General features: G+C 56.5%; 25 protein-coding genes and 1 tRNA gene. 9 read left to right on the top strand and 17 right to left on the bottom strand.

Translation table 11 applies throughout. From position 1 onward, the window contains the following. Positions 1–116 precede the first annotated feature (116 nt). A complete protein-coding gene (locus AACR93_RS10495) occupies positions 117–614 on the bottom strand; it encodes a lactoylglutathione lyase family protein (protein ID WP_043850722.1) in 498 nt (165 codons plus the stop codon). A gap of 100 nt (positions 615–714) precedes the next feature. On the opposite strand from AACR93_RS10495, the gene AACR93_RS10490 reads away from it, so the two are divergent. Beyond that, on the top strand, positions 715–1,587 hold the full coding sequence (locus AACR93_RS10490) for a LysR family transcriptional regulator (RefSeq protein WP_043850721.1): 873 nt from the start codon (positions 715–717) through the stop codon (positions 1,585–1,587). A gap of 54 nt (positions 1,588–1,641) precedes the next feature. Here the strand turns inward: AACR93_RS10490 and AACR93_RS10485 are convergent, their stop codons facing one another. Together AACR93_RS10485 and AACR93_RS10480 are read right to left on the bottom strand one after the other, a co-directional pair. Beyond that, a complete protein-coding gene (locus AACR93_RS10485; RefSeq protein ID WP_043850720.1) occupies positions 1,642–3,012 on the bottom strand; it encodes a phosphatidylserine decarboxylase family protein in 1,371 nt (456 codons plus the stop codon). 224 nt (positions 3,013–3,236) lie between these two features. Continuing rightward, positions 3,237–3,313: transfer RNA gene (locus AACR93_RS10480), tRNA-Trp, on the bottom strand. A 201-nt stretch (positions 3,314–3,514) separates the two neighbouring features. On the opposite strand from AACR93_RS10480, the gene AACR93_RS10475 reads away from it, so the two are divergent. The 4 genes from AACR93_RS10475 (at position 3,515) to AACR93_RS10460 (ending at position 6,442) form a co-directional block, all read left to right on the top strand. Next, positions 3,515–4,057, top strand: a complete 543-nt coding sequence (locus AACR93_RS10475) for a hypothetical protein (RefSeq protein WP_043850719.1) — start codon at positions 3,515–3,517, stop codon at positions 4,055–4,057. 275 nt (positions 4,058–4,332) lie between these two features. Then, positions 4,333–5,253 carry an aspartate carbamoyltransferase gene (gene pyrB / locus AACR93_RS10470; RefSeq protein ID WP_041209522.1) on the top strand — a complete coding sequence of 307 codons (921 nt, stop codon included), beginning with the start codon at positions 4,333–4,335 and terminating at the stop codon, positions 5,251–5,253. A gap of 16 nt (positions 5,254–5,269) precedes the next feature. Beyond that, complete coding sequence (gene pyrI / locus AACR93_RS10465; protein WP_043850718.1) at positions 5,270–5,734, top strand: aspartate carbamoyltransferase regulatory subunit; 465 nt, start codon at positions 5,270–5,272, stop codon at positions 5,732–5,734. A gap of 216 nt (positions 5,735–5,950) precedes the next feature. Continuing rightward, the gene (locus tag AACR93_RS10460; RefSeq protein WP_041209520.1) at positions 5,951–6,442 is read left to right on the top strand and encodes an arginine repressor; all 492 of its coding nucleotides are present in this window, start codon (positions 5,951–5,953) and stop codon (positions 6,440–6,442) included. A 139-nt stretch (positions 6,443–6,581) separates the two neighbouring features. Here AACR93_RS10460 and AACR93_RS10455 read toward each other — a convergent pair whose 3' ends face one another. The 4 genes from AACR93_RS10455 to arcA all read right to left on the bottom strand — a co-directional run bounded on the left by AACR93_RS10455 (position 6,582) and on the right by arcA (position 11,424). Beyond that, positions 6,582–7,985 carry a YfcC family protein gene (locus tag AACR93_RS10455; RefSeq protein ID WP_043850717.1) on the bottom strand — a complete coding sequence of 468 codons (1,404 nt, stop codon included), beginning with the start codon at positions 7,983–7,985 and terminating at the stop codon, positions 6,582–6,584. A 123-nt stretch (positions 7,986–8,108) separates the two neighbouring features. Beyond that, a complete protein-coding gene (gene argF, locus AACR93_RS10450; RefSeq protein WP_033114793.1) occupies positions 8,109–9,113 on the bottom strand; it encodes an ornithine carbamoyltransferase in 1,005 nt (334 codons plus the stop codon). Between the two features lie 101 nt (positions 9,114–9,214). Next, positions 9,215–10,141 carry a carbamate kinase gene (gene arcC, locus AACR93_RS10445; protein ID WP_005356275.1) on the bottom strand — a complete coding sequence of 309 codons (927 nt, stop codon included), beginning with the start codon at positions 10,139–10,141 and terminating at the stop codon, positions 9,215–9,217. A 62-nt stretch (positions 10,142–10,203) separates the two neighbouring features. Continuing rightward, positions 10,204–11,424 (bottom strand): arginine deiminase, encoded by a 1,221-nt coding sequence (gene arcA, locus AACR93_RS10440; protein WP_043850716.1) that lies wholly within the window; start codon positions 11,422–11,424, stop codon positions 10,204–10,206. 749 nt (positions 11,425–12,173) lie between these two features. On the opposite strand from arcA, the gene AACR93_RS10435 reads away from it, so the two are divergent. The 3 genes from AACR93_RS10435 to AACR93_RS10425 all read left to right on the top strand — a co-directional run bounded on the left by AACR93_RS10435 (position 12,174) and on the right by AACR93_RS10425 (position 13,463). Next, complete coding sequence (locus AACR93_RS10435) at positions 12,174–12,350, top strand: hypothetical protein (protein WP_181364361.1); 177 nt, start codon at positions 12,174–12,176, stop codon at positions 12,348–12,350. Between the two features lie 95 nt (positions 12,351–12,445). Continuing rightward, positions 12,446–13,093 carry an AAA family ATPase gene (locus tag AACR93_RS10430; protein WP_041209517.1) on the top strand — a complete coding sequence of 216 codons (648 nt, stop codon included), beginning with the start codon at positions 12,446–12,448 and terminating at the stop codon, positions 13,091–13,093. Position 13,094: 1 nt separating this feature from the next. After that, on the top strand, positions 13,095–13,463 hold the full coding sequence (locus AACR93_RS10425; protein ID WP_043850715.1) for a hypothetical protein: 369 nt from the start codon (positions 13,095–13,097) through the stop codon (positions 13,461–13,463). A 727-nt stretch (positions 13,464–14,190) separates the two neighbouring features. On the opposite strand, the gene hemN is transcribed toward AACR93_RS10425, so the two are convergent. The 4 genes from hemN to AACR93_RS10405 form a co-directional block, all read right to left on the bottom strand. Beyond that, positions 14,191–15,564, bottom strand: coding sequence for an oxygen-independent coproporphyrinogen III oxidase (gene hemN / locus AACR93_RS10420; RefSeq protein WP_043850714.1), 1,374 nt, complete (start codon positions 15,562–15,564; stop codon positions 14,191–14,193). Between the two features lie 31 nt (positions 15,565–15,595). Beyond that, a complete protein-coding gene (locus AACR93_RS10415) occupies positions 15,596–16,036 on the bottom strand; it encodes a DUF2489 domain-containing protein (protein ID WP_043850713.1) in 441 nt (146 codons plus the stop codon). Positions 16,037–16,047: 11 nt separating this feature from the next. Beyond that, positions 16,048–16,629 (bottom strand): Der GTPase-activating protein YihI, encoded by a 582-nt coding sequence (gene yihI, locus AACR93_RS10410; protein WP_043850712.1) that lies wholly within the window; start codon positions 16,627–16,629, stop codon positions 16,048–16,050. Positions 16,630–17,470: 841 nt separating this feature from the next. Then, positions 17,471–18,088 carry a c-type cytochrome gene (locus AACR93_RS10405; RefSeq protein WP_033114784.1) on the bottom strand — a complete coding sequence of 206 codons (618 nt, stop codon included), beginning with the start codon at positions 18,086–18,088 and terminating at the stop codon, positions 17,471–17,473. A gap of 142 nt (positions 18,089–18,230) precedes the next feature. Here AACR93_RS10405 and yihA point away from each other — a divergent pair, with 142 nt between their 5' ends. Next, positions 18,231–18,887 carry a ribosome biogenesis GTP-binding protein YihA/YsxC gene (yihA, locus tag AACR93_RS10400; protein ID WP_043850711.1) on the top strand — a complete coding sequence of 219 codons (657 nt, stop codon included), beginning with the start codon at positions 18,231–18,233 and terminating at the stop codon, positions 18,885–18,887. A gap of 776 nt (positions 18,888–19,663) precedes the next feature. Here the strand turns inward: yihA and AACR93_RS10395 are convergent. The 6 genes from AACR93_RS10395 to AACR93_RS10370 all read right to left on the bottom strand — a co-directional run bounded on the left by AACR93_RS10395 (position 19,664) and on the right by AACR93_RS10370 (position 23,674). Next, entirely contained in the window at positions 19,664–19,924 is a 261-nt protein-coding gene (locus AACR93_RS10395; protein WP_043850710.1) for a DUF1488 family protein, read from the bottom strand. Further along, on the bottom strand, positions 19,921–20,742 hold the full coding sequence (gene aroE / locus AACR93_RS10390; RefSeq protein WP_043850709.1) for a shikimate dehydrogenase: 822 nt from the start codon (positions 20,740–20,742) through the stop codon (positions 19,921–19,923). The genes AACR93_RS10395 and aroE overlap by 4 nt, the downstream gene beginning before the upstream one ends. Before the next feature lie 103 nt (positions 20,743–20,845). After that, positions 20,846–21,754, bottom strand: a complete 909-nt coding sequence (hemF, locus tag AACR93_RS10385; protein WP_043850708.1) for an oxygen-dependent coproporphyrinogen oxidase — start codon at positions 21,752–21,754, stop codon at positions 20,846–20,848. A gap of 102 nt (positions 21,755–21,856) precedes the next feature. Next, positions 21,857–22,417 (bottom strand): Sua5/YciO/YrdC/YwlC family protein, encoded by a 561-nt coding sequence (locus AACR93_RS10380; RefSeq protein ID WP_043850707.1) that lies wholly within the window; start codon positions 22,415–22,417, stop codon positions 21,857–21,859. A 121-nt stretch (positions 22,418–22,538) separates the two neighbouring features. After that, a complete protein-coding gene (purE, locus tag AACR93_RS10375) occupies positions 22,539–23,042 on the bottom strand; it encodes a 5-(carboxyamino)imidazole ribonucleotide mutase (protein WP_033114778.1) in 504 nt (167 codons plus the stop codon). Between the two features lie 74 nt (positions 23,043–23,116). Continuing rightward, the gene (locus tag AACR93_RS10370) at positions 23,117–23,674 is read right to left on the bottom strand and encodes a DNA topoisomerase family protein (RefSeq protein WP_043850706.1); all 558 of its coding nucleotides are present in this window, start codon (positions 23,672–23,674) and stop codon (positions 23,117–23,119) included. Positions 23,675–23,710: the final 36 nt, after the last annotated feature.

Raw genomic sequence — 23,710 nt, 5'->3', positions numbered from 1 at the left:
TATATTTTTACATCTATCAACAACAGAAGCCGCTATCCGTGTGAGCAAGATCGCTATTCCATGCTGCTGACCATCACAACAACAAAGCAGCAGGCCGCCCGAAGGCGGCCTGTCACTTACCCCTGATATGCACCGGTGGAGTAGGTCAGCTCATAGCTGTGGCTGTAGATCTCGATGATGTTGCCGAAGGGATCTTCCATGTAGACCATGCGGTAGGGCTTCTCGCCCGGGTAGTACTCGCGCACCGGCATCCGCTGCTTGCCACCCGCCGCGACGATGCGCGCCGCCAGCCCCTCGACATCCGGATCCTGCACGCTGAAGTGGAACACCCCGGTCTTCCAGAATTCGAAGTTGTTTTCGCGCTGCTCGCTGTTGGGGAACTCGAACAGCTCGATGCCGATCTTGTCGCCGGTGGAGAGGTGAGCGATGCGGAAGGAGCCCCAACCCGGGCCAAACACGTCGTTGCACATCACGCCGATGGCGGAGTCATCCTCGCTGATGGTGGTCGCCGGCATGATGAGATACCAGCCCATCACCTTGGTATAGAACTCGACCGCCTTGTCGAGGTCAGTCACCGTGATGCCGATGTGGGAGAAGTTGCGCGGGTAAGTCATAAGTCACCTTGAAATTGTGTGTGGGAAACAGGTGACATGATAGGAAGAGGCGCCATAATGAAAAATAAGGTCAAACTAATGGAAGGCATAAATTAAATTTATGGTTAATCCACTCTGGCTCCACACCCTGGTGGTGGTGCATGAAACCGGCAGTTTTACCCGTGCCGCCGATCGACTGGATCTCACTCAGGCCGCCGTCAGTCAGCATATCTCGCGCCTCGAGGCCGAATTCGGCCCCCTGCTGCTGCGCAAACCCCGTCTGCTGGAGCTCACCCCGCGCGGGCTGGTGCTGCTCGACTTCGCCCGCCAGCAGGAGCAGGCCACCGAACAGCTGCGAGCCCGTCTCTCTGACGACGATCCTCACCGCGGCGCCATCACCCTCACCACCCCCGGCAGCATCGGCCTGCTGCTCTATCCCCTGCTGCTCGACCAGCAACAGGAGCACCCCGGACTCACCATCCAGCACCGCTTTGCCCCCACCCCCGACATAGTGCAAGCGGTACTGGCAGGGCGCAGCGATCTGGGACTGGTGGATCAACCACCGGAGCACCCCAGCATCGCCGCCGAGCCCTTCGCCCGCGAACCCCTCTGTCTGGTGGTACCCAACGACGGCGAGGAGCAGAGCTGGCAGCACCTCTGTCAGCTCGGCTTTATCGATCACCCGGATGGCCGCAGCATGGCTCAACGCCTGCTGGGACGGCGCTACCCCGGCCAGCGCTTTGACGAGATCCCGCTGCGCGGCTTTACCAACCAGATCGGCCTGATCCTGGAGCCGGTCGCCCGTGGCCTTGGCTTTACCGTGCTGCCCCGCTTCGCCGTCACCGCCTTTGCCCAACAGGAGAAGATCCGGGTGCTCCAGAGCCGGATCGAGGTGATCGACACCCTCTGGCTTATCTACCGCGCCGAGTGGCCGCTCCCCGCCCGCCACCTGCGGTTGGTGGAAACCCTCAAGACGCAGGTCGGCGCCAGCTGATGCACAAACAACAAGGCCGCCTCAAGGGCGGCCTTTTACTGTCCGGCGGCAGGGTTATTTGACCCGCGCCAGCGCCGTATTGATCCTGAGGTTGGTCGCCTCCAGCCCCGGCTGCTGGCCGTAGAAGTCGAACTCCAGCTCGACCCCGGGGCGGAACAGCAGGCAGTGGGTGGAGCCACCGAAGTGGAACATCCCGAGCTGCTCACCCTTCTCGATCCGCTGCCCCGGCTGCACCGTCACCTCGCAGCTCGACACTTCGGCCATCCCGACCGGCACCACGCACATCAGACCGATTTTGGGATTGTCCGCCTCGATAAAGATCAGGGCGCGGGTCGCCACCGCGGTGAGGAAGGGTTGCGACTGGTTGGGGGCGCTCGGGTCGGCGCCATCGAGGTTGCCAAAACCCTGATGGCGGTTGGCCAAGTAGTAGCTGCCGTTGACCACCTTGACCGAGCGCACTGTGCCGCTCACCGGGCTGTGCCAGCGGTGATAGCTGAGAGCGCTGAGGAAGGCCTGATAGATGGTGCCCCCCTCGAACTGGGCGGCGCGCGGGTCGAAGTCGAGCAGGTTGTCCAGCGAGTAGGGCTGCCCCTTGAGCCAGAAGGAGTCCTGCCGACGCACTCTTTTGGCCACCTGCAGCGGGGCCGATTCGCAGGCGTTGGCGATCACGTTGTCATCGTCGGGGGCAGCAACCGGCCGCACGCCGGGGCGAAAGCTGCGGGTGAAAAAGTCGTCCCAGCTGGCAAACCCTTCATATTCGGCACCCGGGGTGGAGTGGAAGATCCCCTCGAAGCTGTCCGGTGTGGGGTTGTCTCCGGCACCGAGCGCCCCCTGCGCCACCTTGACCATCTCCCGTTTCGCCACGTCCCCCAGCCAGGGGACGATCAGGGTCTGACGATCAAGCGGACTGACCGACTCGGTCAGCACATAGCGTGACGCCGGGCTTTGCAGGAAATTGGCCCAGTAGCCGAGGATCTTGCGCAGCTGCTGGTTCACCAGCTCGTTGGCAAAGAAGCCGTAACCGGCGGCCGTCGCCATGGGCCAGTTGAGCAGGGCATTGATGGGGAAGCCGATGAGCCCCGCAGGTTCGTGGCTCTGCACATCCTGATAGGCCTCCGGCGCCGTGGTCATGATGCCGTTGAGCAGCAGCAGAAACTCTTCGAAGCTGCGCACCTCGACCTGACCGAGCGGGGTTCTGTGCTTGTGCTGCCACGCCTCGTCAAACATCGCCTGCGCCTGCAGATGCAGCGCCGGCTCCTGCTCGACCAGCGCCTTCAGCTCGGCGATCGGTGCCACCAGCGGGCGGGGCTGACGGGTAACCGCCTGTCGCAGCCGCTGCACCCAGCGCTCCACATGCACCTGATCCCGGGGTACCCAGCCGCCGGCGTGGGTGTGATTGTGACGAGTCTCCACCGCTTTGTTCATCGATCTGTCTCCTTGGATTGAAGCGCCTCAGGCCAACCGGATGCAGTACAGACGCCGGGCAACAGGGCACCATCTGACAAGAAGCAAGGTGTAGCACAGGGGTAGAGAGGCCTCAATTGACAGATGTGGCAGAGGCAAACGGCAAGAAAGAGAGCTAGCGGGGAGAGTGGCAAACGCCAGAAAGCGAAAAGCCAGCTCGATGAGCTGGCTTTTCTTGAATTAAATGGCAGGGGCGGCAGGACTCGAACCCGCAACCATCGGTTTTGGAGACCGCTGTTCTACCAATTGGAACTACGCCCCTGCAACAAACGAGGCGTAGTATACAAAGCGGGTTTCAAAGGTAAAGGCTTTTTTCACACTTTTAATGCGATTGCACAAATCCCGAACAAGTCGCGCCGATTTGTGCAGCAACGAGGGGTAACTTGCTGTATTTCCAGACTCAGCGGGGTAGGAATGGGGCATAAATGGGGGTAGGGTGAAAGCAGGTACCGGGAGGCTGCTTATGCTCAATTACCGACTGCTACAACAACTTGCGCCCCTCAACTTCAGGGACGAACGCAAAACAGAGTCCCTGCCCGACTACCTGACCCGGGTCGCCCCGCTGGTGCCCTTCATCCCCGAAAATGTGCTTTCCCAGTGGATTTACCGTCATTGGCGCGGTTTTGAGTCCAACTGGAGCTTTATCGATCTCGCCAGCCACCAGTTCGCATGCGAAAGCTGGCCCACCGCACAGATTATCGAGCAGATAGACTCCCGCCATATGGAGGTAATCGAGCGCTGGGGCGAGATGCTGCGCAGCAATCGCTATGTCCGTCGCTCCTGGCTCGGCGAGAAGATGCTGAGCGAAGGGAGCTGGCCCGAGCCGGTGATCGTGCTGGCGCCGGAGGCGGGAGCCAGCTACCCGAATGGCCATCCCCTGCCCCACCCCTTCTGCCTGCTGGAGGGGCACCACAGACTCGGTTATCTGCGTGCCATGGCCCACGATGGCGAGCCGTTGCAAGCAGTGCATCAGGTGTGGGTTTGCCGTCCCGTTCGCGCCACTTAAACGTTTTTCAGGCCAAAACAGGCATGGAAAATAAAATTTTGACAATTAAAAATGCAGCCCTATAATCTGTCCGGTTTTGAACAAGGTCGGGACAGGAAGATGCCGTTTTTGATGAAAAAAACAGCTTTGCAAACGGGTGGAGCGCACCAGAGCGGCCCCGTTGTTTCCGGTTTCCGACCCGATGTTCCCCAGTTATTTTTAAAAAAAGCCCCTGTTTCCAGGGGCTTTTTTTTGTGCCCGAAAAACCTCCAATGATGTCAAAGGGAATGCAGACGATGACCAATCCACTCTACAAGAAACATGTCATCTCCATCACGGACCTGACCCGGTCTGAAATGGAACTGGTAGTCTCAACCGCACAACGGTTGAAGGCCGAGCCCGACACCCGCTTGCTGAAAGACAAGCTGGTTGCCAGCTGCTTCTTCGAAGCCTCCACCCGCACCCGCCTCTCCTTCGAGACCGCGGTGCAGCGCCTCGGCGGCAACATCATCGGCTTCGCCGACGGTGGCAACACCAGCGCCAAGAAGGGCGAGACCCTGGCTGACTCCATCAAGATCATCGGCTCCTACACCGATGCTGTGGTGATGCGTCATCCGAAAGAGGGGGCGGCCCGCCTCGCCTCCGAGTTCTCCCGCGTGCCGGTCATCAACGGCGGCGACGGCTCCAACCAGCATCCGACCCAGACCCTGCTCGACCTCTTCTCCATCCGCGAGACCCAGGGCAAGCTGGACGGCCTCAACGTCGCCTTCGTCGGTGACCTCAAGTACGGCCGCACCGTCCACTCGCTGGCGCAGGCTCTCAGCCTGTTCAACTGCCGCTTCTTCTTCATCTCCCCGGAAGCGCTGGCGATGCCGGATTACATCTGCGAAGAGCTGGAAGAGAAGGGCATTCAGTTCAGCATCCACGAGACCATGGAAGAGGTGATGCCGGAGCTGGACATCCTCTACATGACCCGCGTCCAGAAAGAGCGCTTCGACGAGACCGAGTACAAGCACATGGCCGCCAAGTTCATCCTGGAGCTGGCAACTCTGGAAGGGGCCAAGCCCACCATGAAGATCCTGCATCCCCTGCCCCGCGTCGACGAGATCGATGTGGCGGTCGACAAGACCCCTCACGCCTACTACTTCCAGCAGGCGGAGAACGGGGTCTATGCACGCCAGGCACTGCTGGCACTGGTACTGAACGAAACTGTCTAAGGGAAAGGGGAACAACATGTCTGACAAGAACCAACTGCAAGTCGAAGCCATCCGTCACGGCTCCGTCATCGACCACATCCCCGCCGGCCAAGGCATCAAGATCCTCAAGCTGTTCCAGCTGGTGGAGACCCAGGAGCGGATCACCGTCGGCTTCAACCTGAAATCCGGCGCGCTCGGCAAAAAAGATCTCATCAAGATCGAGAACACCCGCCTGACCGAGCAGCAGGCCAACCAGCTGGCGCTGTTCGCCCCGAAAGCGACCGTCAACATCATCGAAGACTTCAATGTGGTGAAGAAGCATCAGCTGGAGTTGCCGGAGTTCATCGCCGGGGTGTTCCACTGCCCCAACTCCAACTGCATCTCCCACAACGAACCGGTTGAGAGCTACTTCCGGGTACGCGAGATGAAAGGCGCGGTGCGGATGAAGTGCAAATACTGCGAGAAGTCCTTCACTCAGGACATCGTCAGCGAACGCTACTGATATCCAGACTCAAAAGATATTCATGTGGGCCCCAAGGGGCCCATTTTTGAACCCTGTCACATCACCAAATTCCCAGTCGGCTATAATTTGCCATCCAATATGGTAAGGCCCGCTCATTCTCTGCCAATCACACGATTGCCCCGATTTTCTGCTAACAAGCAGCAAATTTGGCAGATATCGAGCGATCATCCCCGATCATCGTCAAAGGAAGTCGCCGTGGTCAAAACCCTCAGCCGTCCCGTTGCCCAAGAGCCCGATCTGGCCCAGCTGGATGCCTGTCGCCAGATCATCGGCCAGCACTGCTACAGCACTCAGGAAGAGATCCGCCGCGAGCTGTCGGAGCGGGGCTTTGCCGACATCAGCCAGTCCACCATCTCTCGCCTGCTGCGCCGTCTCGGCGTCGCCAAAGCGCAGAATGCCAACGGCAAGAAGGTCTACACCCTGGTCGACGAGCAGCTGGAGCCCGCCGGCAGCACCCGCTCCATCCACGACATGGTGCGCGAAGTGGTGCACAACCAGCAGATGGTGCTGATCCACACCACTCCCGGCGCCGCCACCGTGGTGGCCCGCCTGCTCGATCGCAACGCCAATCCCGAGATCATGGGCGCTGTGGCCGGCAACGACGTGGTGCTGGTCGCGCCGCGCCATATCAGCCGTACCCGTCAGGCCCACGCCGCCGTGGTGCGTACGCTGGAGCAGGCGCGCTAGCTACTGCCACACATAGAACAAGCAAAAGGCGACCTCAGGGTCGCCTTTTTGTTGGCCGCTACTTTGTGTCCATCACTACTTGCGCCCATAAAAAACGGGAGCCAGCGGCTCCCGTTTTCAGCGTTATCTTGTCTCTGGATTAGAGCATGGCACCCAGGCTCAGGCAGGCCACGATCAGCACGGTCAGGATACCGAGCAGCGGAGCCACCCACTTCAGGTAGCGCACATAAGGCACCTTGGCGATGGCCAGACCGCCCATTACCACGGCGGAGGTCGGGGTCACCAGATTCACCAGACCGGAGGCAGACTGGTAAGCAGTCACTACCAGCTCGCGGCCTACGTTGGCGAAGTCGGCCAGCGGCGCCATGATCGGCATGGTCAGCACAGCCAGACCGGAGGAGGACGGCACCAGGAAGGAGAGCACCACTTCCAGCAGGAACATCACGTTGATGAACACCACGGTGGAGAGGCCGGTCACGATCCCTTCTGCGCTGTGCAGGATGGTGTGGGTGATCATGCCGTTGTCCATTACCACCACGATACCGCGGGCGATACCGATGATCAGGGCCACACCCAGCAGGTCGCGAGCACCGTCGATGAAGTTGGAGGTCAGCTCCTCCTCGCTCATCCGGGAGATGAGACCGACGATGATGGCGGCAGCCAGGAAGACGCCGGAGATCTGCGCCATCCACCAGCCCAGCACGGCCACACCGTAGATCATCACGGCGAAGGCTGCAACGAAGATACCCAGCACGATTTTACGGGTCAGGGTGAACTCCAGCATCTGGTCGCTCTTGTTGCCGAGGAAATGGGCACGGTTTTCATCCCACTTGTCAGCCACCAGGGATTTGCTCGGGTCGTTGCGCACCATCTTGGCGTAACGCATGACGTAGGCAACGCAGATCAGCCAGCCAGCCACCAGCATGGCGACGCGCAACCAGATACCGTCGGTGAAGGAGATACCGGCCGCGTTGGCAGCGATAACGGTCGCAAACGGGTTGATTGTGGAACCAAGAGTACCGATACCGGCACCCAGCAGCACGGTTGCAGCAGCCACTACCGGGTCGAAGCGGGCGGCCATCATCACCGGCACCAGCAGGGTGTAGAAGGGCAGCGACTCTTCGGCCATGCCGTAGATGGTGCCGCCTGCGGCGAACAGTGCCATCAGGATCGGGATCATCCACTCTTCACGGCCACGCAGACGATCGGTCACACGTTCGATACCGGCATCGATGGCACCGGTCTTGGTCACAATGCCAAGAAAACCACCGATGATCAGGATAAACAGGGAGACGTCGATGGCGCCTGCCTGATAAGTGTCATGGTTGTAGAGACCATCGATCGGCGCCAGCAGCACGTCGACGATCCCCTGGGGATTGCCCTCTACCAGCTTGTAGGTACCCGCCACCGGCACTTCTTTGCCGAGGGCTTCGTTCATGGTCATCTCATATTTGCCGGCCGGCACTATCCAGCTCAGGGCGGCCACCAGGGCGATCAGCACAAACAGTATCGTGTAGGCTGACGGGAACTTGAATTTGGTCATGGTCCAGCTTCCTTCTGTGGGTGTGGTATCCATGCAGGCTGCGGGTTGTAGGGTTAGAGGTATTATGCCGCTGTCACATGGTCGAAAAGCCGGGGGTCACCCCCCGGCACCACTACTGCGACCTTAGTCGCCCAGCGTAGCAACCATCACTGCCTTGATGGTGTGCATCCGGTTTTCGGCCTCGTCGAACACGATGCTGTGCTCGGATTCGAACACGTCCTCGGTCACTTCCAGACCTTTCATGCCATATTTGTCAGCCACTTCCTTGCCCATGGTGGTCTCATCGTTGTGGAACGCCGGCAGGCAGTGCATGAACTTCACATCCGGGTTCTTGGTGGCGTTGATGACATCCATGTTGACCTGATACGGAGTCATCAGTTTGACGCGCTGATCCCAGGCTTCTTTCGCTTCACCCATGGATACCCAGACGTCGGTGTAGAGGAAGTCGGTGCCCAGCACACCCTCTTTGACATCTTCGGTCAGGGTGATGCGTGCGCCGGTCTCTTCGGCGATCAGGCGGCACTTGGCAACCAGCTCCTCTTCCGGCCAGAAGGCTTTCGGCGCGACCAGACGGATATCCATACCCATTTTGGCTGCGCCGACCATCAGGGAGTTACCCATGTTGTTGCGGGCATCACCCAGGTAGGCGAACTTGATTTGATCCAGACGCTTGCCCTTGCCGTGCTCCAGCATGGTCATGAAGTCAGCCAGGATCTGGGTCGGGTGGAATTCGTTGGTCAGGCCGTTCCAGACCGGTACACCGGCGTAGGCACCCAGCTCTTCCACGATCTCCTGACCGTAGCCACGGTATTCGATACCGTCATACATGCGACCCAGTACCCGGGCGGTGTCCTTCATGGACTCCTTGTGACCGATCTGGGAACCGCTTGGGCCAAGGTAGGAGACTTGTGCGCCCTGGTCGAAGGCCGCCACTTCAAACGCACAGCGGGTGCGGGTGGAGGTCTTCTCGAAAATCAGGGCAATGTTCTTGCCGACCAGATGCTTGCGCTCGTAGCCACCGTATTTGGCTTTCTTCAGGTCGATGGCCAGATCGATCATGTATTGGATTTCGCGCGGGGTGAAGTCCAGCAGTTTCAGGAAGTTACGGTTACGCAGATTAAAAGCCATGATGAGTTCTCTCTATATTTGTTCAGACCAATTTAGGCAGTAGTGTTGACTACGCATTCTTCAGTACAGATTTGTGCAGACCCCGGAGGGCCGAGTTTCAATTACGCATTCACGGTACGGGTGGCGACGATATTGGTACCGGCTTCACCCTTGAGGATGGCGAGGCCATCTTCCAGAGAGCCGATGCCGACCATGCCGCCGGTCGCTTTGACAAATTCACAGGAGGCTTCGACTTTCGGTCCCATGGAACCTGCGTCGAACTTGACCCCGGCCAGCTCGTCCGGGCTGGTCACCCGCAGCGGACGCTGGGTCGGTTTGCCCCAATCCAGGTAGACGGCATCGGCATCGGTCAGGATCAGCAGGGCGTCGGCCTTGATCTGCTTGGCCAGATAGGCGGCAGACATGTCCTTGTCGATGACGGCTTCGATACCGGTCAGGCTCTGGCCATCCCAGGTCACCGGGATACCACCACCACCGGTACAGATGATGAGGTGGCCCTGGGCAATCAGGGTTTCGATGGCGTCGCCTTCTACGATGCGCTGGGGCAGCGGGGACGGCACTACGCGGCGGAAGAACTTGCCGTCAGCCTTGACCACCCAGTGCTTCTCTTCTGCCAGGGTGCGGGCTTCAGCCTCTTCGTAGACGGGGCCGATAAATTTGGTCGGGTTGGCGAATGCCGGATCCTTGGGGTCGACCTGCACCTGAGTCAGCAGCGCGGTGACGTTGCGGCTCGGCATCAGGTTTTTCAGCTCCTGGATCAGCATGTAGCCGATCATGCCCTGGGACTCGGCACCCAGCACATCCAGCGGATAGGGGGATACCTTGGTGTAGGCGCTGTTTTGCAGGGCCAGCAGGCCGACTTGCGGGCCGTTGCCATGCACCAGCACCACGTTGTACTCCTGAGCGATCAGGGCGATGGTCTTGGCGGCAGTTGCGATGTTCTTGCGCTGGATATCCGCTTCCAGTGGCTCACCACGACGGAGCAGTGCATTGCCACCCAGAGCGACGACGACAGTTGGTTTTTTCATAGTGGTTAATCTCGAGTTTGGTTCTGTGTGGCGCCAGCTTCTGCCGGCGCCACGCCGTCTCATCAGATGCTGTCGCGTTCCATCGGGCAGCTCATGCAGCGGGCGCCGCCGCGGCCACGGCCCAGTTCATCACCCGGAATGGAGAGAACTGTGATACCGGCTTTGTCATACTTCTCGTTGGTGTAGGTATTGCGCTCGTAACCCACCACCACGCCGGGACGCACGGTCAACACGTTGTTGGCGTCGTTCCACTGCTCGCGTTCGGCTTCGAAGCTGTCACCGCCAGTGGTGATGATCTTCAGCTGATCCACGCCCAGTGCTTTCTCGATAGCGGTGACGAAGTAACCCTCTTCCTTGATGTTCATGCCGGTGGCGCCGCCCGGAGTCAGGCTCCAGCACTGCACATCCTTGCGGATCACTTCCGGATAGACGGAGAAGGTATCGACATCCATATGGGTCATGACGGTATCCAGGTGCATGCAGCTGCGGTGTTTCGGCAATTCCATGGCGATGACCTGTTTGGCCTGACCGTGTTTGAACAGGCTGCGAGCCAGGTGCTCGACACCTTGCGGGGTGGTGCGCTCGGACATGCCGATCAGCACGGCGCCGCGGCCGATAACCAGTACGTCGCCACCCTCGATGGTGGAGTTGTCGTAGTCACGCTCCTCGTCACCGAAGTACTTGATGAAGTCCTGACCGGCAAACATCGGGTGCCAGCGGTAGATGGCCTTCACATGGTTGGTCTCGCGGCGACGAGCCGGCTTGGCCATCGGGTTGATGGAAACGCCGCCGTAAACCCAGCAGGAGGTGTCGCGGGTAAAGAGGTGGTTGGGCAGCGGCTCGATGATGAAATCGGTCGGTGCGTGCATGCCTACTACCATGTTGACGCCACTGTAGGGCATCTCGGAGTAGGTCAGGCCGCCGGAGAGAATGCGGGCCAGCTCGCGGTGCGGCATGTCAGCCAGGAAGCAGCGCACATCGTTGGCAAAAGAAGAACCGAGGCGATAGTCGGAGACCTGATGTTGCAGCAGCCAGGTTTTGGCTTCCGGCACATCCAGAGTCTCGGCCAGCAGATTGGTCAGCAGGAAAACTTCGACATTCTGATCGCGCAGTACCTGAGCGAATTTGTCGTGCTCCTGACCGGCGCGTTCAACAGACAGGACGTCATCAAACAGCAGATCCTGGCAGTTGGAAGGAGTCAGACGCTTCAGACTGAGGTTGGGGCGGTGCAACATGACACGGCGCAATTGGCCAACTTCAGAACCTACATAAAATTTGCTCATGATTATATTCCGTCTAGCAGTGGTCCCTGCGAGTGATTGAATAGATTCCTTCTATTCATGCTCGTGGCTAAGGCGGGATATTCTTTATGTAGGGTACTCGGCTTGTGTTCTATCCTGCCCTTGCCTTTCGAGAGCGAGGTTAGACCTGCCAATCACTGCAAACTTAGAGATTGATCACATTCACTCGGAACTGAATAAATTCATGAAAAGATCTTTGATAGGGGTAACAAATCCCACATTCTCTTATTCACCAAGCCCGCATACATACTTAAAAAAAGCCCTTTATATTTCATATTGAAAGCCATTTCATTCATGACACCACTCTCAAAATGGATAGAAACAAAAAGAAAATACAATTAAATTCAATCGGTTAGGTTAAATTAAAAATATTCCATGAATTTACCATGCACTAATATGAATAATGTCACCCTCTCATCCCCCCTAACCAATAAATAAAAAGTCACCCATCCTTCTCACTCTGCATAATTCTTTTCTTGTCCCAGATCATGGCATTCACGCCAGCTTGGTCGCACAGCGGCTCATATCATTACCGCCCAGCTATCGGTTGCTCATTAATATGCACAAAGTCAGCATCTTGGCCGCCAGAGATTCAGTACCTGCCATCAGGTTTCTTTTGAGAGTTTTTTCATTGGCTGAATTTATTCGCTCTTCCTTGCGCTGGGTCGAACCTCGGCTTAACTCAAAAAGTGATCCAGATCACGTATGAATGGTGTTACCAAGGAGTTGTTATGAAAATGAAGTCCATGCTGCTGTTCGCAACCCTGTTGCTGCCTCTCGTACCCAGCCTCACGCAGGCAGAAGGAGCCCCGGCCGTGCCCATGGTGGTATGCCATGTCGACAAGGCCCCCCAGACGCTGGTACCCGACTATGTGTGCCGCTCCAGCGGCGGTAGTCAGCACTACTGATAGATTGGGCGGGAGGCAAAGCACCTCCTGCCTTGTTATGAGAGCAGCCCCTCCTATACTGAAAACAGCGGTTTTCTCATGGATAGGGGAACGTCATGATCTTGTTGGTTGGCGGAGAAAAAGGAGGGAGTGGCAAGAGCTGCCTGGCGCAAAATCTGGCGGTCTACCTCAGATCCCAGTTTCAGGGGGAAGTTTTGCTGGTCGACTGCGATCCCCAGCGCACCACCTCCGACTGGATTCAGGAGCGCAATGACAATCCGGAACTGCCACAAATCAACTGCGTCCAACTCTACGGCAATATCCGCAACGACCTGCTCAGTCTGAAAAACCGCTACGACTACGTCATCGTCGACTGTGGCGGACAAGACAACCGGGCGCTGCGTTCTACCATGGCAGTCGCCACCCACGCTCTTATACCGCTGCGCCCCAAACGCCGGGATCTCAAGACCCTACCCCATATGGAAGATCTCATCACCACCTGCAAGATGGTCAACCCGGCCCTCAATGCGGCTGTAGTGCTGACCCAGTGCCCTTCCCTGCCCAATCAGGTGAAACGGATTCTTGAAGCGAAAGAGGTTTGCTCCTCCTTTGGGGTAGATGTGCTTAATGCCATCACCTATGGACGCAACGTCTACGACGACAGCGAGGAGAAGGGGTTGTCGGTGATGGAGATCGAGCCGGATGGCAAATCCGCCGAAGAGATCCGAGCCATTGCCAAAGAGTTCCTGCAAGTGGGGGTGTGAGATGGGTCTGGCCGATCTGAAGAAGAAGCACCAGCTTCATCACCAGAAGAACTTTACCGTCGACGAGTTTATCGAAGATGCGGAGTTCTACGCCAAAGGCAAGCCCAAGGTGGTCAGTCTGGAGCTGAGCCTGCACCGGAACGAAGCACTGACGGCACTGGCATTCATCGAGAGCGGTGAACACCTCAAGCCCAGTTACAAGAAGGCGACCTTCTCCATGAGTACCGTCGCCATCGATGAGTTGGGCAATCTGACCCAGCAGGACGGCATGAACAAATCTCTGCTACTGCGCCTCTTTACTCACTACTTCTCATCGCTCAGCCCTGAAGAGCGGCAGACCATATACGAACGGCTCAATCAGCGCTCCTGACACCGCCTTTTCTTGCTCAAATTCCCCTTTTCCTGCTGGTGAAAGACATCACCATCAGGACGACATATTGGTTTCCAAAGCAACCATAACGCCTCGTAAGAGATCAGCCATTAAGGATGTGAGCAATACGCTCGAAATGTTCTCGAAATAATCGGAAGATAACGTCTTAAAAACAGCAGCAGAATCCAATAACACAATGTTTTATATCAAATAAATCGAAAGAGATTGCTTTCGTTAACCATCAACACAAAAACGTTTTCCATCTTGCCATTGTCGCCTCCCAGAAAATCCTTATAGTTACTCATGCACGGACGCAATGAAGTCGGTCAGGAGGACTGGCTGCCAGGGTTGGGCAAATGGACTAGTCACAGGATGTGGCAAAGGACACCTCCCAGGACGGAGAAAGTGCGGCGGGAAAGGATGACTCGTCAGGCCAAGATGGCTAAAGGACACCCCAAAGGATTGGGAAGGGGAAACCTAAAGGAAGAGGTAAACAGTCAGGGATTGCAGGGAGCAACTTCGTTCAAGGATCTGAGCGATACGACTACCGGGGGCGACGCAAGTCGCCCCCATCTTTTTGTCTGCGTTTCACCGGGCAATTGCTTGCCCCACTCGCAGCGCTTTCTTGCCAAGACCTTCCAGCGTCACTGGCTCAAGCAAAAGACATGCATATGAAAGGGGCGCCACTGATGGCGCCCTTTTCTGTTTTCTGGCCGGCAAGCAAAACTTATATCACGCGAGAGAACTGCTGCTGGCGAGCCTTGTTGCGCAGGTAGACGTCGAAGCACATGCAGATGTTACGGATCAACAGCTGCCCAGTGGAAGATACCTCAAGCCCCGTATCCGTCATACGCACCAGCCCATCGCCGATAAAGGTCTGTAGCAGCTTGAGATCCTCGGCGAAGTACTCTTTGAACTCCAAGCCAAATGTCTGCTCAATGGTGGTGAAGTTCAAACGAAAATCGCAGATAAGGCGCTTGATCACTTCACGGCGGATCAGGTCATCCTGATTGAGCGAGCACCCTTTCCATTGTGCCTGCCCCAACTCCTCAACCTGAGCGTAATAGGTTTTGAGCTCTTTCTGATTCTGCGAGTAGGCATCGCCGATCATGCTGATGGAGGAGACGCCCAGCCCAAGCAGATCGCAATCCCCCTGGGTGGTATAGCCCTGGAAGTTGCGATGCAGCTTGCCTTCGCGTTGTGCCACGGCCAGCTCATCATCCGGCTTGGCGAAGTGATCCATGCCGATGAACTGATAACCGCGGCCGGTAAGGAACGCGATAGTCCCCTGCAACATGGCCAACTTCTCCTGCGGAGCAGGCATATCCTCTTCCTTCAGCTTGCGCTGCGCAGCAAAGCGACTGGGCAGATGGGCATAGTTGAAGATGGATAGGCGCGCCGGATCCGTCTTGAGCACCTCTTCCAGCGTATGGTGGAAGCTCTCTTTGTTTTGATGCGGCAAACCGTAAATCAGGTCGAGATTGGTTGAGCGAAAGCCCAGCTTTCTGGCTCGTTCCAGCATGGCGCGAATGAAGTCGTTATCCTGCTCGCGATTTACGGCAACCTGCACATCCTTGTTGAAGTCCTGCACGCCCAGACTGATACGGTTAAACCCGACTTCTCGCAACACATCCAGCATGGACAGTTCGATCTCGCGCGGATCGACTTCAATACTGAATTCGCCCTCATCGGCAAAATGGAAGTGCTCGCGCAGCATGGCCATCAGACGCCGGGTCTGGCTTTCATTGAGATAGGTAGGAGTGCCACCACCCCAGTGCAGCTGGGTAACCAGCCGCTGTTTGAATAGTGGAGCCTGCGCCTTGATCTCCCGTTCGAGATAGTCGAGGTACTCGTCAGCCTTGTGCTGATGACGGGTAATGACCTTGTTGCAGCCACAGTAGTAACAAAGTTTGTGACAGAAGGGGATGTGAACGTAGAGAGAAAGATGGCGCTCGGGGTACTGCCCGGCAGCACGAACAAAATCCGGGTAACCGAAGTTCTCGTTGAACTCCAGTGCCGTGGGATAGGAGGTATATCTCGGGCCGCTGTAGTTATATTTTTCGATCAGGGCCTGATCCCACACAATCTGTCCTGCTTGCACGCTCGCTTCCTCTCTTTTTGTTATCAATGGCTTATCGGCTTAACTGAAAATCCTTCAGTTGTGCCACATCCTTGAGGATCTGGGCTTCCAGCTCGGCCTCATAACCGCTGCGCTCGAGATCCATCTTCATCACTTCATTGCGCTTGAGTGCACGCCGCGCCTCATGGGTCGGCATATCCTTCACCTTCTCGTATAACCCGTAGAGACCGGGAAATTCGCTGGCAAAAGGGCGCCCATCCTTGATCTGCAGAGCATCCAGCAGATTGGTCAGCCGAATGGCTCCTTCGGAGTAGTCGCACTGCCCCTCCTGCACCGCATGGGCAATGACCCGCACGCTCTCCAGGATTCGTTTATTGCGAGCTGCAATAACCTGCCACTGCATCGCCTGCTGGCGTCGGAGTCTGGCCAGCAGCATACCTGCATAAATGGCCAGCCCGGACAAAATCAGGCCGCCCAACAGGGCGGCCAGCATCCATCCACTCATCACTTCTTCTTCGGCTCAGGCTTGGTCTCGGGCTGATAATCGACCTGGGTAAAGCGATCCCACAACTCATCTTCAGAAGCTGGCTGGAACGACTCTTCATAGTCGCTCTCCTCGAAGGCGTCGTCGGTCTCTTCGTCATCGTCGTTGTCGATGATGCCAAGCTCATCCATCAGCTCCTGATAGCGGTCAACCCGCTGGTCAACCCAGGCCTGCTCAGCCGCTTCCAGGGTTGCACCGGCATCGAGACGATCCAGCAAATCATTGAGACGGTCATCGTTCTCGATGGATGCCAACTCCTGCTCCGGAGTCATCACCAGCTTCTTCTCTTTTACCGCCTTGGATACGGTGGACTTGGAGCCCTTCTCTTCAACAATCAGAGCGACCGGCTTGCGTGAACCGATACGCGGATCCTTGGCCTGTTTGCCGGCTGACTTGCCTTTCTGCTGCTCGACTTGCTGGCGAGAGCCCGCTTTCAAGCCCTTGCGCTTGGCCGCACGTTTCCGCTCACGACCTTCCTGAGCACTGGCTTCTGATTCTTTGCGCTTGCCAGCAGGCTTGCGATTGGGTTGTTTGGCAGACATGAATGGATAACTCCGAAAAATAACTGGAATGAGCCCGACCCCGGGATGATCTCACCCGGCGGGATGCAATTCTGGGGAACAGTGAAACCGGAACATCAGCAGGATCCCGCATCAATCCGGCCCGTCAGGGCCACTGAACACCGCAGGATCGGTATCCTCTGGGCATATTGCTGGTATTTTGACACAGAAAGGCTGATCGGGTTAATGACCCAATAAGAAAAAAGGCAGCCGAAGCTGCCTTGATATGTTTGTGTGAGGATCATCCTGAATGGCAAAACAGCCTGTTTTGTCCCGTCCATGACGACTTGTTGCCACATCATATCTTTATATGGTCATCCTGACCTTCTTGTGGTCGTTCCTGAATGTGCGTGTGCCTGTTTGACCCGTTCCGACCGCATCCTGCCATCGTGCCGGGGAGCCTGCATCCCGCAACTCCATCCCGCTCCGGAGATGGTCACCATCCTGATCTTTCAATCCCTTGCCAGTTCTTGCGAACCCATGGCATCCCGCCATGCCAAACATCCTGTGCTCACAGCATCCCACTGTGAAACCGCTATCCATTCCGTGGATAAATCCATTGAACTTAATGTATCAGCTCTATAAAGACACTCAATCTACCTGAATAGATCCCAATACCGCAGAAAACCGCAATAAAGCCATAACTCATTGATATATATCTTTTATTTTAAATTTTATACAAATCTATGAGCCTTGACCTGCCGCGGGAATGGAAGATCTCTTACATAACGAGAGGATTAAACCGAGAATGATGTGGAAACCATAAAAACAACGAGGAGCCCAAGCTCCCCGTTTCTCATCCATTGCAGGTAACGCAATCAGCTTAGTGCAGTCCGGCAACATACTTGGACAACACATCGATATCCTGATCAGTCAGCTTCTTGGCAACGTCGCGCATCATGCCATTCGGGTCGTTGTCCCGAGTACCGGCACGGAAACCGGTCAGCTGCGCTTTGATATAGGCAGGGTGCTGCCCGGAGAGACTGGGATATTTGGCCTGCTCAACCCCGGAACCTCGCGGCCCGTGGCAAGCAGTACAGGCTGGCAGGCCGCGACTCATGTCGCCACCCATATAAAGCGCCTTGCCTGCAGCAACAACGTCATCAGGAACGGCCACCGGAGTCACTTTCTGGCTGGAGAAGTAAGCCGCCAGGTCATCCATGTCCTGATCCGACAAAGGCAGAGCCATCGGCCCCATAACGGGCGCAACCCGACCAATTTGGCCAGAAGCGGCAGCCTTCAGTTCAACCAACTGCTTTTTGATATATGATGCGTGCTGACCAGCAATTTTGGGGTACATATCAATCAGGCTGTTTCCGTCCGGTCCATGACAAGCCGCACAAACTGCAGCCTTGGCCTGTCCCGCAGCGGCATCGCCTTTGGCTTGTGCCATCCCCGTTACGCCAACCATCAGAGCAAGAGTAATGACTAGGTTCTTCATGGCGTTCCAACTTTTAGTTATTAGGCTTCCAGATCCCATGCCGCTGAAGGCATGTTAAAATAAACGCGTTTAAGCGACGCCATTTTACACCTTTTTACAAAAAAGTAACTCTATAACCCTCTATCTCCATGGGGAATTTACGTTGGATACACAAACTCTCAATTTCAATAAGGTGCATTTTGTGACCAGCGCACCCGACATCCGCCACCTGCCAAATGATGGGGGTGTCGAGATCGCGTTTGCTGGCCGTTCCAACGCCGGTAAGTCATCTGCATTGAACACGTTAACCAAACACAAGAACCTGGCCCGAACCAGTAAAACCCCCGGCCGCACCCAGCTGATCAACCTGTTTGAGCTGGAACCGGGCAAACGTCTGGTCGACCTGCCGGGTTATGGTTATGCCCAGGTTCCACTGGAAATGAAGCTCAAGTGGCAAAAGTCACTGGCAGAGTACCTGCAACGTCGTGAGTCATTGAAAGGGCTGGTAATCCTGATGGATATCCGTCATCCGCTCAAAGATACCGACATGAACATGCTGGAGTGGAGCGCTCATCGCGAACTGCCGGTCATGCTGTTGCTGACCAAGGCCGACAAGCTGAGCCCTGGCCCGCGCAACAATCAGGTGATCAAGGTGCGCCAGGCCGTTGCCAACCTAGGATCCCAGATCCAGGTTGAAGCCTTCTCCTCCCTCAGTAATATCGGGGTAGAAAAACTGGCCCAGACCCTGACCAACTGGTATGTCACCGGAGCCGATGACTCTCACATCGCAGCGGATGAGCAAGAACCCGCCGGGGAGTGATCCACTCCTCGCTAGTCTCGCAATTGGCGGAGTCCCCCTCCGCTGATTGAAAGACTTTCAGATCCCTACAATCCTCACAACCCCGCCCACACATCAGATATCACTCTTGGCAAGAGCGAGTTAGTGGTTGAAATTCATATAGATAGACAATTAATTCTCGAGAATAATTAACTTTTCATGTTTTTGATATCGTTTTCATATCTGCCCCCACATCAGGGATGAAAATCACCAAAAACGACAAAAAATGAAATTTAATTACATCGCGAGCAGAGAAGGGATAAAAATGAGGCCGGACGACAGTTCTGCCATCCAGCCTTAAACAATAAGTTCAAAAAATTGGGAAGAAGCTGAATCTCGAGCACCAGACGACCGGTGTACCTCAAGAATCGACCCCATTTTAGCAAACGCATCGACAAATTAAAGCTTTTACTCTAAATGCTGCGCATAAAAAAACACCCCGACGAGAAACTCATCGGGGCCGCTATTCAGCCACATTCAATTACGTGAAATAAAAGGTCTGAAAGATAGAACATCTTACCTCTGTACCCTACGCAGACAACTGTACAGCAAAGCAGCAAAAAGTGAAAGTAATTTATGTAATTTAGTTTCACGAGTTTTTGCTTTATAAAAAATACTTTTATTTCAAATAGATAAAAAAATCCCCAGTACGAATACCGGGGAGTTATAAAGGTGACTAGCTAGCACTTCCTCAACTATCAAGTTAGTCAGCAGAAAATCGATGAAGTTCCGCTGCAAAGGAAAAAAACTTTGAAAATCTACAGATAGATGGCACCATCTTCGGCAAATGATTGTTCTTCAATGAGTTTTTCAGCCAAATCCTCAATATCAAAACGCACGCTTTCGAATGCTCGCAGGATGTCATCCTCTCGGCTCAGAGCCAGACCAGTCATCTTCTCCAGCCGACGCAGGCTGATATAGCAGTTGATCAGTGCCCCCATCTGCTGGGCAGGAAAATGCACCCGCATCTCCTGGGCCCGCCACTCCATCAGATCAGGAAACAGAATACCCTGGTTCATATCACCCCCAAGTTACGCTTCAACTCTCTCAATACCTGTTTAGTCCCGGGACGGATTCCACGCCACACGGTAAACGCCTCGGCAGCCTGTTCGACCAGCATGCCGAGCCCATCCATGGTTTGACGGGCGCCATGTTGCTTGGCCCAACCAATGAAGGGGGTATCCGTTGCACCATACATCATGTCGTAGATAGCAATATCGGCGTGGATCAGACCGGGAGCCAGCGGCGGCAGCTCACCCTGCAGACTGGCCGACGTGGAGTTGATAACAAGATCGAAATGACCGGCCAGCTGCTCATACGTCAGGGCGCTGACACTACCCAGGTCGCGGAATTCGGCAGCCAGTTGTTCTGCCCGGGCGTGGGTACGGTTGACGATCACCACCTCGGCCGGATGTTCGGCCAGCAGTGGAGCCAGAGCACCTCGAGCGGCGCCTCCGGCCCCCAGCAGCAGGATCCGGCTGCCGGTCAACGTCACGCCATGAGCCTTGAGATCCGCCACCAGCCCGGCACCATCGGTGTTATCGCCAAGCAGCACACCGTCATCGGTCAGTTTGATGGTATTGACTGCCCCCGCCCGTTTTGCCCTTGGGCTCAGCCGATCAACCAGCGCGAATGCCTGCTCCTTGAACGGCACGGTGACATTGCAGCCCTTGCCGCCCCGAGCAAAGAAGTCCCGCAGAGTGTTGGCAAATTCATCCACCGCAGGTTCGGCCAACCCATACTCCAGCTCTTGCTGGGTCTGTCTGGCAAACAGGGTGTGAATGAAAGGGGATTTACTGTGGCGCACCGGGTGGCCAAAAACCAGATAACGATCCATCAAACAGTTCCTTTATAGGGCAATCTCCCGATTTAACGGTTTTTCCCCTGCGGGAACAAGTCGAATATCGGCTAACAAAAAGGGGCCATTATGGCCCCTTCGTTCACAACCACTCGCGTGGCTTGAGGTAATCGCTGTAGAGCAGGGCTTCCGGACTGCCTGCAGTCGGTTGCCAGTCATACTCCCAACGAGCCAGAGGCGGCATCGACATCAGGATCGACTCGGTACGGCCACCGCTTTGCAGCCCGAACAGAGTGCCCCGATCGAGCACCAGATTGAACTCCACATAACGTCCGCGACGATAGAGCTGGAACTCCCGCTCCCGCTCGCCATAAGCAAGATCTTTGCGTCGTTCGATAATCGGCAGATAGGCCGCAAGGTAACCGTTACCCACCGCCTGCATAAAGGCGAAGCTGTCGGCAAAGGGCCAGCGATTCAGGTCGTCGAAGAAGAGGCCACCGACGCCACGCGTCTCGTCCCGATGCTTGAGGAAGAAGTAGCGATCGCACCAGGATTTGAATTCCGGATAGATATCTGCGCCAAACGGCTGACAGAGGTCATGAGAAACCTGATGCCAGTGGCGAACATCCTCTTCGAACGGATAGAAAGGCGTCAGGTCAAAACCACCGCCAAACCACCAGATGGGCTCTTCGCCCTCTTTCTCGGCAATGAAAAAACGGACGTTGGCGTGGCTGGTCGGCACATAGGGGTTGTGCGGATGGATCACCAGAGAGACCCCCATCGCCTCGAACTTGCGACCGGCCAGTTCGGGTCGATGAGCGGTGGCAGAAGCCGGCATGGCATCCCCATACACATGGGAGAAGTTGACCCCACCCTGCTCGATCACTGCACCATGGCGCAGCACGCGGGTGCGACCGCCGCCACCGCCTTCACGACTCCAGGCATCTTCCACAAAGTGTCCGCTGCCATCGGCCTGCTCCAGGCCACGGCAGATCTCGTCCTGCAACTGCAGCAGAAAGGCCTTGACCCGGGCCACATCCGGTTTGCTCATCTTGTCTCCAGCTCAGGCGGGATCTACAGAGTCCCGCTCATTTTTTATAGTGATATTACAGGCGGGCTAGCCCGCCGGCATGGCCGCAAAGCGGTCTGCCACTCAGGAAGGGCGGATGATTGCGCCGCTTCTGGCATCCTTGATTTCGGAGGGGTTGGCTTGTCCACCCACCTCACCCGGCAGGATATAGGCCAGCTTGCTTGCCAGCAGTTCGCCGATATCGGCCACGCGGCGAGCCGGCTCTTCGCCAGTCAGGTTGGCGCTGGTAGAGACCAGCGGCTTGCCAAAGGCCCGACACAGCCCTTGTACCTGCGGATGCGCCGTGACCCGCACTGCCAACGTATCGAACTGACCGGTCAGCCATGAGGGTGTGTCGGGCTTGGCAGGCATGATCCAGGTAAAAGGGCCTGGCCAGCTGGCCTCAACCCGAGCCAGCTGCTCTGCGGTGAGCTGACTCAGATCGATATAATCGAGCAATTGCCCCAGCTCGGCCGCAATCAGGATCAAGCCCTTCTCCACCGGACGCTGCTTGATATCGAGCAGACGCTGCACGGCCAGTTCAGAGTCCGGATCACAACCCAGGCCAAAGACCGCCTCGGTTGCATAGGCGATCACCCCTTCACTCTCGAGCGCGGCAACCGCTTGTTCAAATTCGTTTTGCATCAGAAAAAATGCGGCAGTCCAGCTGCCGCCTCATCATTGGGTTGCTATCAACACAATGGCCACCGTTGCAAACCCGGCATCCCGGAGGGAAGCGCCGTGCAACTGGCGGCCACCTAGAAACTTACTTGAGCTGCGCCTGCAGGGCAGCATCTTTCGCCATCACCTCTTCGGCGCTCTTCTGGCGTTCGGCACGCACTCTTGCGGCCAGCTCGTCGTCAGCGACAGCCAGCAGCTGAGCTGCCAGATAACCGGCATTCTTGGCACCCGCCTTACCGATGGCAACCGTCGCTACCGGTACGCCGCCCGGCATCTGCACGGTAGAGAGCAGCGCATCCAGCCCTTTCAGCGGGCCACCATCAATGGGCACCCCGATCACGGGACGCGTGGTGATACCTGCAACTGCCCCTGCCAGATGGGCAGCCAGACCGGCAGCACAGATAAATACCTTGCAGCCACGGGCCTCGGCATCGGTCACATACTGGTGGGTCGCAGCCGGAGTCCGGTGGGCTGAAGTCACTTTGACTTCCACTGTGATATCAAACGACTTGAGCACTTCAAGGGTGGCTTGCATCACGGGGAAATCAGAGTCAGAGCCCATCAGTACGGCAACAAAGGGTTTCTTCATGGTGGGAATTTCCTTACTCCAAGTGGGGGGTTGAAGCTCGCCGAAAACGTTTTAGTTCCGTTATGGCGGCGCGATTATACCCGCTCACTTTGATGGCCGCATTTCTTTTGCGGACAGACCCAGCGCAGCGTTCCCCGCACCTTTTTCTCAACCATGATGCCCCAGCCACACTGCGGGCAAGGCATGGGAACCGGCTTGTCATTCACCACATATTTGCAGTGTGGATAGCCGTCGCAGGAGTAAAACTGCTTGCCGTAGCGGGAGGTGCGGCTCACCAGATGGCCCTTGCCACACTCCGGGCAGAGGATCTGGGTATCGTCGCTCTCCTGCAGGGATTCGATATGCTGGCAGGCCGGGTAGTGAGTACAGCCGACAAACAGACCATAACGCCCCTTCTTGATCGCCAGCGGCTGACCGCATTCGGGACAGACAGAGCCCTCGAGCACCTTCTCGATATCGCGGCCGGATGGCGTCAGCGAACGAATATAGTCACAGGCGGGGTAGGCAGAACAACCGAGAAAGGGGCCATGCTTGCCCTGACGGATCACCAGCTCGGCCCCGCACTGCGGGCACGGCTCGCGCTCGAAGGCATGTTCGTGGGCTGAAAAGAGGTGATGATCGATTTTTGACATGGGCCGCGCCTTGAAATCCAGATGGCCTGAATTCTA

The sequence above is a fragment of the Aeromonas sp. L_1B5_3 genome (assembly GCF_963866575.1).
GTDB lineage: Bacteria > Pseudomonadota > Gammaproteobacteria > Enterobacterales > Aeromonadaceae > Aeromonas > Aeromonas jandaei.
The sequence above is the reverse complement of the archived record's forward strand: the minus strand, read 5'-3'. Positions and strand labels throughout refer to the sequence as shown.

What these genes read in the sequence shown, in the direction of transcription:
- arcC (WP_005356275.1), bottom strand. Translation starts at nt 10,141, where the DNA reads ATGAAAAAACCAACTGTCGTCGTCGCTCTGGGTGGCAATGCACTGCTC.
- AACR93_RS10435 (WP_181364361.1), top strand. Translation starts at nt 12,174, where the DNA reads ATGAAAATGAAGTCCATGCTGCTGTTCGCAACCCTGTTGCTGCCTCTC.
- argF (WP_033114793.1), bottom strand. Translation starts at nt 9,113, where the DNA reads ATGGCTTTTAATCTGCGTAACCGTAACTTCCTGAAACTGCTGGACTTC.
- purE (WP_033114778.1), bottom strand. Translation starts at nt 23,042, where the DNA reads ATGAAGAAACCCTTTGTTGCCGTACTGATGGGCTCTGACTCTGATTTC.
- AACR93_RS10475 (WP_043850719.1), top strand. Translation starts at nt 3,515, where the DNA reads ATGCTCAATTACCGACTGCTACAACAACTTGCGCCCCTCAACTTCAGG.
- aroE (WP_043850709.1), bottom strand. Translation starts at nt 20,742, where the DNA reads ATGGATCGTTATCTGGTTTTTGGCCACCCGGTGCGCCACAGTAAATCC.
- AACR93_RS10485 (WP_043850720.1), bottom strand. Translation starts at nt 3,012, where the DNA reads ATGAACAAAGCGGTGGAGACTCGTCACAATCACACCCACGCCGGCGGC.
- AACR93_RS10425 (WP_043850715.1), top strand. Translation starts at nt 13,095, where the DNA reads ATGGGTCTGGCCGATCTGAAGAAGAAGCACCAGCTTCATCACCAGAAG.
- yihI (WP_043850712.1), bottom strand. Translation starts at nt 16,629, where the DNA reads ATGTCTGCCAAACAACCCAATCGCAAGCCTGCTGGCAAGCGCAAAGAA.
- AACR93_RS10455 (WP_043850717.1), bottom strand. Translation starts at nt 7,985, where the DNA reads ATGACCAAATTCAAGTTCCCGTCAGCCTACACGATACTGTTTGTGCTG.
- AACR93_RS10405 (WP_033114784.1), bottom strand. Translation starts at nt 18,088, where the DNA reads ATGAAGAACCTAGTCATTACTCTTGCTCTGATGGTTGGCGTAACGGGG.
- AACR93_RS10495 (WP_043850722.1), bottom strand. Translation starts at nt 614, where the DNA reads ATGACTTACCCGCGCAACTTCTCCCACATCGGCATCACGGTGACTGAC.
- hemF (WP_043850708.1), bottom strand. Translation starts at nt 21,754, where the DNA reads ATGAGCAAACCGGATGTGGCCCGGGTCAAGGCCTTTCTGCTGCAGTTG.
- AACR93_RS10430 (WP_041209517.1), top strand. Translation starts at nt 12,446, where the DNA reads ATGATCTTGTTGGTTGGCGGAGAAAAAGGAGGGAGTGGCAAGAGCTGC.
- pyrB (WP_041209522.1), top strand. Translation starts at nt 4,333, where the DNA reads ATGACCAATCCACTCTACAAGAAACATGTCATCTCCATCACGGACCTG.
- pyrI (WP_043850718.1), top strand. Translation starts at nt 5,270, where the DNA reads ATGTCTGACAAGAACCAACTGCAAGTCGAAGCCATCCGTCACGGCTCC.
- arcA (WP_043850716.1), bottom strand. Translation starts at nt 11,424, where the DNA reads ATGAGCAAATTTTATGTAGGTTCTGAAGTTGGCCAATTGCGCCGTGTC.
- AACR93_RS10380 (WP_043850707.1), bottom strand. Translation starts at nt 22,417, where the DNA reads ATGCAAAACGAATTTGAACAAGCGGTTGCCGCGCTCGAGAGTGAAGGG.
- AACR93_RS10490 (WP_043850721.1), top strand. Translation starts at nt 715, where the DNA reads ATGGTTAATCCACTCTGGCTCCACACCCTGGTGGTGGTGCATGAAACC.
- AACR93_RS10370 (WP_043850706.1), bottom strand. Translation starts at nt 23,674, where the DNA reads ATGTCAAAAATCGATCATCACCTCTTTTCAGCCCACGAACATGCCTTC.
- AACR93_RS10395 (WP_043850710.1), bottom strand. Translation starts at nt 19,924, where the DNA reads ATGAACCAGGGTATTCTGTTTCCTGATCTGATGGAGTGGCGGGCCCAG.
- AACR93_RS10415 (WP_043850713.1), bottom strand. Translation starts at nt 16,036, where the DNA reads ATGCTGGCCGCCCTGTTGGGCGGCCTGATTTTGTCCGGGCTGGCCATT.